This window comes from Plantactinospora sp. ZYX-F-223 (assembly GCF_039649625.1).
In the GTDB taxonomy this organism is placed as follows: Bacteria; Actinomycetota; Actinomycetes; order Mycobacteriales; family Micromonosporaceae; genus Plantactinospora.
Genome location: NZ_JBDJAV010000105.1, coordinates 1 through 8754 on the forward strand (window position 1 = coordinate 1; position 8754 = coordinate 8754).

6 protein-coding genes are annotated in these 8754 nt (G+C 70.3%); 2 read left to right on the plus strand and 4 right to left on the minus strand.

Translation table 11 applies throughout. The annotated features are described in order from the left end of the window. A partial coding sequence (locus AAH979_RS42020; RefSeq protein ID WP_346263695.1) for a hypothetical protein occupies positions 1-414 on the plus strand: 414 nt, incomplete at its 5' end. Here AAH979_RS42020 and AAH979_RS42025 read toward each other — a convergent pair. Together AAH979_RS42025 and AAH979_RS42030 are read right to left on the minus strand one after the other, a co-directional pair. Further along, positions 391-1350 (minus strand): transposase, encoded by a 960-nt coding sequence (locus AAH979_RS42025; protein WP_346263696.1) that lies wholly within the window; start codon positions 1348-1350, stop codon positions 391-393. The two genes, AAH979_RS42020 and AAH979_RS42025, sit on opposite strands and share 24 nt — an antisense overlap. A gap of 274 nt (positions 1351-1624) precedes the next feature. Continuing rightward, complete coding sequence (locus AAH979_RS42030; protein ID WP_346263697.1) at positions 1625-1987, minus strand: hypothetical protein; 363 nt, start codon at positions 1985-1987, stop codon at positions 1625-1627. Between the two features lie 126 nt (positions 1988-2113). Between AAH979_RS42030 and lepB the strand changes: the two genes are divergently transcribed. Next, a complete protein-coding gene (gene lepB / locus AAH979_RS42035) occupies positions 2114-3730 on the plus strand; it encodes a signal peptidase I (RefSeq protein WP_346263698.1) in 1617 nt (538 codons plus the stop codon). Here the strand turns inward: lepB and AAH979_RS42040 are convergent. After that, the gene (locus AAH979_RS42040; protein ID WP_346263699.1) at positions 3645-8132 is read right to left on the minus strand and encodes a hypothetical protein; all 4488 of its coding nucleotides are present in this window, start codon (positions 8130-8132) and stop codon (positions 3645-3647) included. The genes lepB and AAH979_RS42040 overlap by 86 nt on opposite strands. Beyond that, positions 8129-8578: a hypothetical protein gene (locus tag AAH979_RS42045; RefSeq protein WP_346263700.1), complete on the minus strand. Its 450-nt coding sequence runs from the start codon at positions 8576-8578 to the stop codon at positions 8129-8131. Before AAH979_RS42045 ends, AAH979_RS42040 begins: the two co-directional genes overlap by 4 nt. Positions 8579-8754: the final 176 nt, after the last annotated feature.

The window sequence follows — 8754 nt, forward strand, 5'->3', positions numbered from 1 at the left end:
GCCGGAACCTCCCCGACCTCCGCCCAACCCGTCTATGGCGGCCGATCGCCGCGCGGCCAGACAAGTGTGCTATGTCGGCTCTACGGGATACCACTGCAACAGATAGTGGCCGTAGCCGCCAAGATCAGCTGCGCGGATCTGCCTGTGCCGCGCCAAAACGCGGGCGGTGGCCGTTGGCCTGCCCTTTGGATTGAGTCAGGCCGCCCGGTGGTACTCGTTGAGGACACCACCGAGGATGCGTCGCCGCCGTATGGCCGCCTCCATCGACACGATGACACCCGGGTCATGGTTGGGTGGACGTTGATCGATGCCCTGATGTGGGCGATGGCCGTTGAAGTGCCGCTCGTAGGCGGCCAGCACGGCGCGGGCGTGCCGCTCATTGAACCTTTTTCAACCTGGACCGCACGGCGCTGACGCACCGCGTCCGGCCTTGCGGTCCGTCGGACCGCAAGGGGAGGTTGAAAAAGGTTCATTGTAGATCAGCACATGGTCGGTGCACTCCTGGCGGACGCTGCCGACGAACCGTTCGGCGTAGCAGTTCGCCCTCGGCGTACGCGGCGGGGTCTTCACAACGTCCACGCCTTCAGCAGCGAACACCGCGTTAAAGGTCGAGGTGAACTTGCCGTCCCGATCCCGAACCAGGAACCGAAACGACGCCGCACGGTCGCCCAGGTCCATCATCAGGTTGCGGGCCTGCTGCACCGTCCACGCCCCGGTCGGGTTCGTGGTGACCCCGAGGATGTGGACCCGGCGAGTGGCCACCTCCATCACCACCAGCACGTACAGGCGCCGCAACGCGATGGTGTCCACGTGGAAGAAGTCTGCCGCCAGCAGTCCGCACGCCTGCGTCCGCAGGAACTGCCGCCAGCTGTTGTCGCTACGGCGAGGTGCCGGGCCCAGCCGGGCCCGGGACAAGATGCGCCGGATCGTGCCGGCACCGACCCGATACCCCAGCCCGAGCAACTCACCCTGGATACGCCGATGGCCCCAGCCCGGGTTCTCCCGGGCCAGCCGCACGACCAATTCTTTGATCTCGTCGCTAACCGGTGGGCGGCCGGGCTGGTTCGGGTACGTCCAACGCCGCTTGACCAACCGACGGTGCCATGACAGCAGGGTGGCCGGGGTTACCAGACGATGCTCACGCACCCAGCCGGGCAGTAGATTGGCCAGCGCGGACAACACCGCTCGGTCCGGCCAGAACAGGTTCGGCTTACCGACCTGACGACGCAGGACCGCAACCTCGTGGCGCAGAACGAGCAGCTCCGCCGTCTTCGCCGCGTCTGATCGCGCCAGCCACGCCAACCATCCAAACACCTGGATCATCGCCAGGTACAGCATCCGCACCACCATGACCAGATCATGGCCGGCCTCGATAAAACACCAGCTCACAGACCGTGCGACGAGTTTGGCACGGCACAGGGTGCTGACGCAGGTTGGTGCCCTGGGGATGACACGCAGAGCATCCGCGACAATTGCTGACCTGGGCAAACAAACCCCGATGGAGATTTTCTGCCGCTACAGCCTGCCTCCGACAGAGGATCGCTTCAGGACTCGTGGGCCTGCGGTATTGAAGATTGGGCGCCCGTGAAGCGCTCGCGCAGGCCGAGTTCGTCTCGGCGGTCGCTCAGCATCCGCAGCACGACCGTGGCGTGGTCCGCGACCACCTTCCGCAGGCCCGCCCTGTGGAGCCGGGCCACGGCGACGCCGTTCGGATCGACCGGTCGCCGAGCGTACTGGCATAGGTCTTGCTGGGAACGAGCCATGCCTTCATCACGATCCCATGAACGACATCGATCGCAACGAAGAGCATGTCCAGGTCGTCTCGGGCAACGAAAGTCTGGGACCGGACGAAGGCAACGAAGCCTTCGGACTGGATGCGCTTGCTATCGGACATCCGAGCCTTGACCTGTACGGCGAGCGTTGCCGTGGATCCGCGCCGATGGAAGACCAGGTCGACGCCTTCGTCATCGACCAGCGAGGTGGACACGTTGAGGTCCCCTCGCGTCGCCAGGATGCCAGAAGGCCGCGACGAGACGCCGGACCGGCCGTGCGGCGGACAAGGTCGGACGGGCGGCTCTGCGAGAACGGGCTGCTTCGGGCGTAGAGTCTGTTCGTGTCACGGACCGGCCTGACCGCGATGTTTCGGGTCGTTACGGCAAGGTTGTCGCGGAAGAGTGGTTTCTTCTGGCTGGTCTGGGGCGCCGTGCCGCTGTGCCTGGGCGGTCTGCTCGGTGGTCTGGCCGGCGTCTTCGCCACCACCCAGTTCAGTTATGTCGCCGGACCTGCCATGGAGCCGGCCCTGCGCTCGGGTGACCACCTCGTCGTGGACGCGGCATCGCCGGTGCGGCCCGGAGACCTCGTCGTGGTCCGGTATACCGCCGACTCGCGCGACTGGTTGATAATCTCGCGGCTCATCGCCGAGACCGGCGACCAGGTGACCTGCGACGGGCAACAGCGGGTCCGGGTCAACGGCGTGGTCGTCCGGGACTCCGCCGGGGGGCCGCCGAGCGCCGAGCGGGATCCGGACGCCGCGTACATCGCACAGAGCTGCCTGGCCTTCTCCGTCCCCTACCCGCTACCGGAGGGGATCGTGGTGCTGCTCGACGACGGCCGCGGCCTGCTCCGTGCGACCGGGGCGGAGGGAGTCGTGGGTCGCGCGTTCATGGTCGTCGACCCGCGGTGGAAACCCCGATTTCCGGGTACCCCCGACGCGTTTCGGGACCCGAAGCTGGCACGCGCCGACCGGCGGATCCCCGCGCCGACGATCTGGGCGGCCGTCGCGGCGGCCGGCCTGTCCGGCCTGCTGGGTGTGGCCGTGACCGGTGCGGTCCGGTCCGTGCGACGTCGGCATCGCGCGAGCGAGCAGGTCGGGGACCCGTCGGGTCGGCGTCGGACCGGTTGGCCGCGCCTCCTGCGCCTCCGGACGTACGCGCGGCGCGGGTGGACGTTCTGGCTGGTCCTCATCGCTGCGGCGCTGTGCCTGGGCGGGCTGGTCGGCACCCCGCTCACCGGCAGCTACGCCGAACTGGATGGGTTAGAGGAGAACATGGTCCCTACCCTTCGGCCGGGCGATCGTATCCTCGCCGACCGGGTGTCGTCGCCGCGACGCGGGGACGTCGTGCTGATCCGCGCTTCGGCGATCCGGGCCGCGCTCGGCGGACGGTTGAGCGGGTCGCAGGCGGCTCGTCCGTCACACGTCATGCGGGTGATCGCTTTACCCGGCGACCGGGTGAGCTGCTGCGACGAGCGGCAACGCCTGGACATCAACGGATGGCCGTTCCACGAGCGGTACGTCACCGCCTCGGCCGCCGAACGCGCGCCCCGGAACGTCGTCGTACCCGCCGACCGGGTGCTGGTTGCTAGCGACAACGGCCGAGAACTGTTGTTGGTGGCGGCCGACGGGATCTCGGGCCGGGTCTTCGCCGTCCTGGCCGACGAGGCGAGGCCGCAGTTCATCGGTACGCCGAACGCCTACCAGGCGGCCGGCCTGGCGCCGCGCGGCGAGCGGATCGCCACTCCCGTCGTGCTGGCCTGCCTCACCGTGATCGGGATCGTCGGCCTGCTGGCACTCGGTGCGATCGTCCTGGTGCGACGGGCACGGCGCTGGCTGAGAGCGGTGGCGGTCGAGGCTGCGACGGCGACGGCTACCCCGGCCGCCGGCGGCCCGTCGGAGGCACCTGCTCGACCCAACAGGTCTCGTGCATCCCAAACCGCTCGCAGACCCGGCTGAACCGCTCGGGGCACACGTTCTCGAACGGTTGGTTCGGCACATATCTCTGCCACCGTTCGGGCCCGATGCCCGGATCGACCAGCGCGCACGCCGCCCACTCCGGCTCGGCCAGGATGGTCAGCAACCCGTCGGCGTTCCAGAGTTTCAGCCCGCCCTCGATGTCCACCGAGACAAGGTGTCCACCGGGCGTGAAGGTGACGGCGAAGACCTCCCTGCTGTGCCCGTGCAGCGGAACGACCCCGCCTGCCTGGCCGGGCTCCGCGACCGACATCAGCACGACGGTCCGCCCGGCGCCGGTGGCCAGGACCCGGCCATCCGGGCTGAAGGCGACCGTCTTGCCGCCGTACGGCGCGCTGGACACCATGCGGGGGTGCGCCGGATCGCCGACGTCCCAGACCTCGGTGCCCTCGCCGGTGACGACGGCGAGGAGGCGTCCGTCACCGCCGAACGTCATAGCCCCACCGGGCGTGGGCAGCGTACCGGCCATCCGGGGACGGAGCCGGTCGGCGATATCCCAGAGCGTAACCTCGCCCTTGCGCTCGATCACGAAGAGCCGACTGTCCGGGGAGAACGCCGCCGCGGGAGCGGTGAACGACTCCTCGTTGGTGGTGCCGGCGATGCTCGTCAACGGGCGCGGCTGCCGCGGGTCGGTGACGTCCCACAGCTCGAAGACGGGATTCTCCGGATCCGAGACCGGGTCGTTGACCGCGAGCGTACGACCGTCCGGGCTGAACCGGACCAGCCGCCGGGTCTCGGGAAACAGGTCGGAGGCGCCGCGGGTCGGAAGGGTCCGGAGGAGTCGCGGGTGGCCCCGCCGGGCGGTGTCCCACAGCGTGGTGGTGCCGTCGAGATTCCGTTCGGCGACGGTGCGGCCGTCGGGGCTGATCGCCACCCCCACGACTCCCACCCGGCTGGCGGGCACGGTGGTCGAGACAGCCGTCCGGGCCGGGGCGGCGATGTCTCGGACGGTGGTGTGCACGGCTAGTCCGCCGGTGACCAGGGTACGGCCGTCGGCGCCCAACCCGGCGGTCACGCCGACGCCACCGGCCTCGTAGCTCACCGGAGCGGGATCGGCCGGTCCGAGATTCCACAGGTCCGTCCCGCCGTGCATGCCGCCGGAGGCGATCGAGCGACCGTCCGGAGAAAATGCCAGGGAGGTGACGTCGCCACCCGCACCGCCGAGGGTCGCGGTGGCCCGTGGATGTGCCGGGTCGCTGACGTCCCAGAGCCGCACGACCTGACCGATGCTGCCGACCGCGAGCGTACGACCCCAGCGGCTGAACGCCACCGTCGACACGGTGGAGACGACGGCGGGGTTGGCCAGGTCGCTCACCTGCCTCGGCCGGCGCGGATTCGAGATGTCCACCAGCACGGCCGGTCCGAGGTTCGACGCGATGGCGACCAGTGTGTTGTCCGCGCTGAACGAGGCGCTCTGCCACGGGCTGTTGCTCACCATGGTGATCTCACGCTGGGGCAGGCTCTGCTGGAAGTCGGCCAGGCGTACCGGCCGGGACCGGTCGGCGATGTCCCAGATCGTGTGCCCGCCGTACGTCCCCTCGGTCACCATCAGCCTGCCGTCCTGGCTGATTCCCGCGACCTTGCCGATGCCCCGGCCGAGCGAAGCGGTGTCGACCAGGCGGGCCCCGTCCACCCTGACCAGGACCGGACCGCCGGCACCGGCGCGGACCCCGGTCCTGCCGTCCGGAGCGAGCGCGAGGAGCCGGCCCCCGACGACGGTACGCGCCCGGTATGGGCGCTTCGGGTCTGAGATGTCCCACCACACCAGAGCGTCGGTGACGTTGTCCCGGTCGGCGCGGTCGCCCACCACGGCCAGCGACCGACCGTCGTCGCTGAACCGGAGGTGGTTCGCGCCGTTCGTCCTGAACTTCACCAGGTGCGGGTCGAGGACGTGGCGGCCCGCGATGGGCCAGACGGACACCGTGTCGTCATCGTGGGCCATCGCGAGCATCGCGCCGTCCCGGCTGAAGGCGGTCGCGACGACGTCGGAGTAGCTGGAGTCGACGCCGGGGGTACGCGCCGTTCCGCCGTAGTGCGCGCCGACGAGGGCGGTGACGAGATTGGACCGGTTCTCGGCGGTCCGGGCCAGGCGCAGTGCGGCGAGGTCGAAGGTCAGCGCGGCCTGCGGATCGCTGTCCCTGATGGTGTCGGCCACGGCGAGGAGCTGCCGTACCGTCGCCTCCCGGGCGTTGGCGTCCGCCCTGCCGCGCTGGTCGAACGCGTAACCGCTCGCGACGACGGCCAGGATGAGCAGGACGGTCAGGAACGCGATCACCTGGTAGAGCCGGCGCACCTCGGCTCGCCGCCGGTTCTTGCTCGCGGTGAGGAACGCCCGTTCCGGATCAGTCAGCCGGACGTTGTCGTCGGTAAGCCACGGAAGAGCGGCCTCCAGCCGGGCGCCTCCGAAGAGGAGCGAGCGGTCCGCTCCGTCGCGCTCCCACTCGCGGACCGCCTGCCGCAAGCGCGCCCGGGCCCGGAGCGTTTCCCGGTCGTCGTCGATCCACTCCCGGAGCCTCGGCCACGCCTTCAACAGGGCCTCGTGGACGTAGACGGACTCACCGTGCACCGTCACCAGCCGGGCCCGGACGAACGCGTCCAGCACGGTCGCGCCCACTCCGTCCAGGACCAACTCCTGGACGGCGGCGATCCGGGTGGTGTCCTCGCCGTCCTCGGAGGTGAGGACCATCTGTAGGAAGATGTTTCGCGCCGCCCGCTGCCCCGGCTCGTCCAACTCGCGGTAGATGGCGTCGGCCCGGAGGGCGATCGCGCTGTCGATGCCGCCGGCCGCCAGGTAGTCGTTCGCGGTCAACCGCCGGCCGGTGCGCTTCTGCCAGGTCGCGAGGAGCGCGTACGAGAGGTGCGGAAGCACCGCGGCCCGGCGCTCGGACCGTGGGTGGAGGTCGAGGTCGCGCAGGACGACCCGGGTCAGTTCGTCGTCGACGGCGAGCCCGGCCACCCGCGCCGGACCGGTGATCACCTCGCGGAGCTCGTCCGGCGCCATCGGCGGTACGGTCAGCGCGTTGCGCGCCGCGCCGGCGATCTCGGGAAGTTCCAGACAGTGGCCGAGATGGTCGGCGCGGACGCCGAGCGCGACGAGGGCGACCGGCGCGGACTCGTCCGGGCCGATCAACCCGGTCACCGTGGCGACGAACTCCGCCGCCCGGTTCGGATGCTGGATGAACAGATCCTCGAACTGGTCGAGGACGAGCACGAGCTTCCGTCCGTCGAGGAGCCGGCCGACCTCGCGCCGCGGATCGGTCGCCAGCGCGTGCCGTACCCGCAGGTCGTCGTCCGGATCGTCCCGCCCGGTCAGCGTGGCGAGCTGCTCGGCCAGCAGGTCCATCGGGTCGGCGCGCCCCGGGCCGGCGCCCAGCGTCATGACGAGGTGGACCCAGCCCGCCGAGCCTGGGACTCCCAGTGCCCCCTTCTTGATCTCGGGCAGGAGTCCGGCCCGGAGCAGGGAGGACTTGCCCACCCCGGAGGCGCCGACCACGATCAGCGGATCCGCACCGAAGACACGCGTGGAGGCGGCTCGCAGCAGCGTCTCCGTGATCTCACGGCGGCCGAAGAACAGCCGCTCGTCCGCCGTGTCGTATCCGTTCAACCCCAGGTACGGGCAGACCTCCTCGGCGCCGTCGAGATCCTCCGGCGGCGGGTTGTCGAGGCGCGGTGGCCGGTACGCGCGGTTCGGTGCCAGTACGAGCCGGCCCGCGCCGCCCTCGTACCGGGCCACCGGCGCCTGGCCGGCCGGCTGGAGTCGGCCGCGGAGGAGATCGGTCACCCGGGCCAGCGTGAGCTGTGGCGGCCCCTGCGGATCACCCTCGGCCAGGATGCTCAGCAGCTCACCGGTGAACAGGGTGTGCCGGGCCCCCTCGGGGGCGAGAGCCTGTACGGACCGGCGGGTGGAGGCGAGGAGCAGCCAGTCCCCACGAAGGCCGCCGAGGTGGGCCCGGCCCGCGTCGCAGCAGTCGAGCACCACGACGATCGTCGCGGCGCGGCAGTGCCGCAGCGCTCCGGTGACGGCGGCGAACTCCAGCGCCTCCGTCGACGCCCGGGTCCGGGAGATGTCAGCCGTCGCCTGGGTGGCAAGGTACAGCGCGTTCTCGGATACGAGCCCGTGCCCCAGGTAGTACAGCAGGAACACATCCTCCGCCTCGACGGCCGCCTGCCGGATGACGTCGTCCAGCGCGCCGGGATCCGGCGGATCCAGCAGTACGCGGAGACTCTCCGGCCGTACCCCGCAGATCTCCGGATCGAGCAGGCAGCGCTCCAGGTCCGCGATGGACGTGGCGACCGCCTCGACATCAGGCAGCCTGCCCGGATCGCGGTGGTGTGCCGTGCCGACGACCACCACCCTGGTGGCCGGCGACCCAAGTGACGTCACGTCGCCGGGGCGTCGGTACCGTCCGGACGCTCGGCTCCGCCTTCCAAGCGCTGGGCTCCACCGTCCAGACGCTCCGCGTGGCGCTCCAGCTCGGCCGCCAGCGCCACGGCGTCCAGCTGCCGGATCCGCTGGCCGGACAGCTTAATCTCGGTGGAGTCGTCCGTCCTCCGTACGGTCAGCTCTAGGTCGCTGGTGCGGTCCCGCGAACGGATCCGCAGATAGGTGACCAGGGCAGCTAGCAGCGGTGTAAGGGTCTGCGGTTCGAGCAGAATCCGGAGCCCTTCCAGGACCGGTCCGAGGGTGCCGGGATCCGCCGGCCGCTCTACCAGGATGACCCGACCACGGAAGGCGGGATCGTCGACCAATTCCAGTTGAAGGTCCCGCAGGGCGTCGAGGCCGGCGAGCTCATCGTCATCCGACCCCGTCAGGCAGACCCGTAGATCCATCCAGGACTCCAATCCAGCGGGAAGAGGGTCGCTACCAGCTACGCACAGTTCGGCACGTTAACACACCGCACACAACCGTCCAGGGCCGCTGGAAACGGGGCGGCGGTGCGGCCACCCCGGTCCATCGGGTTGTTGACAGCCGCGCCACGCGGCGTCCTGCTCCTGCGGTTGAGCAC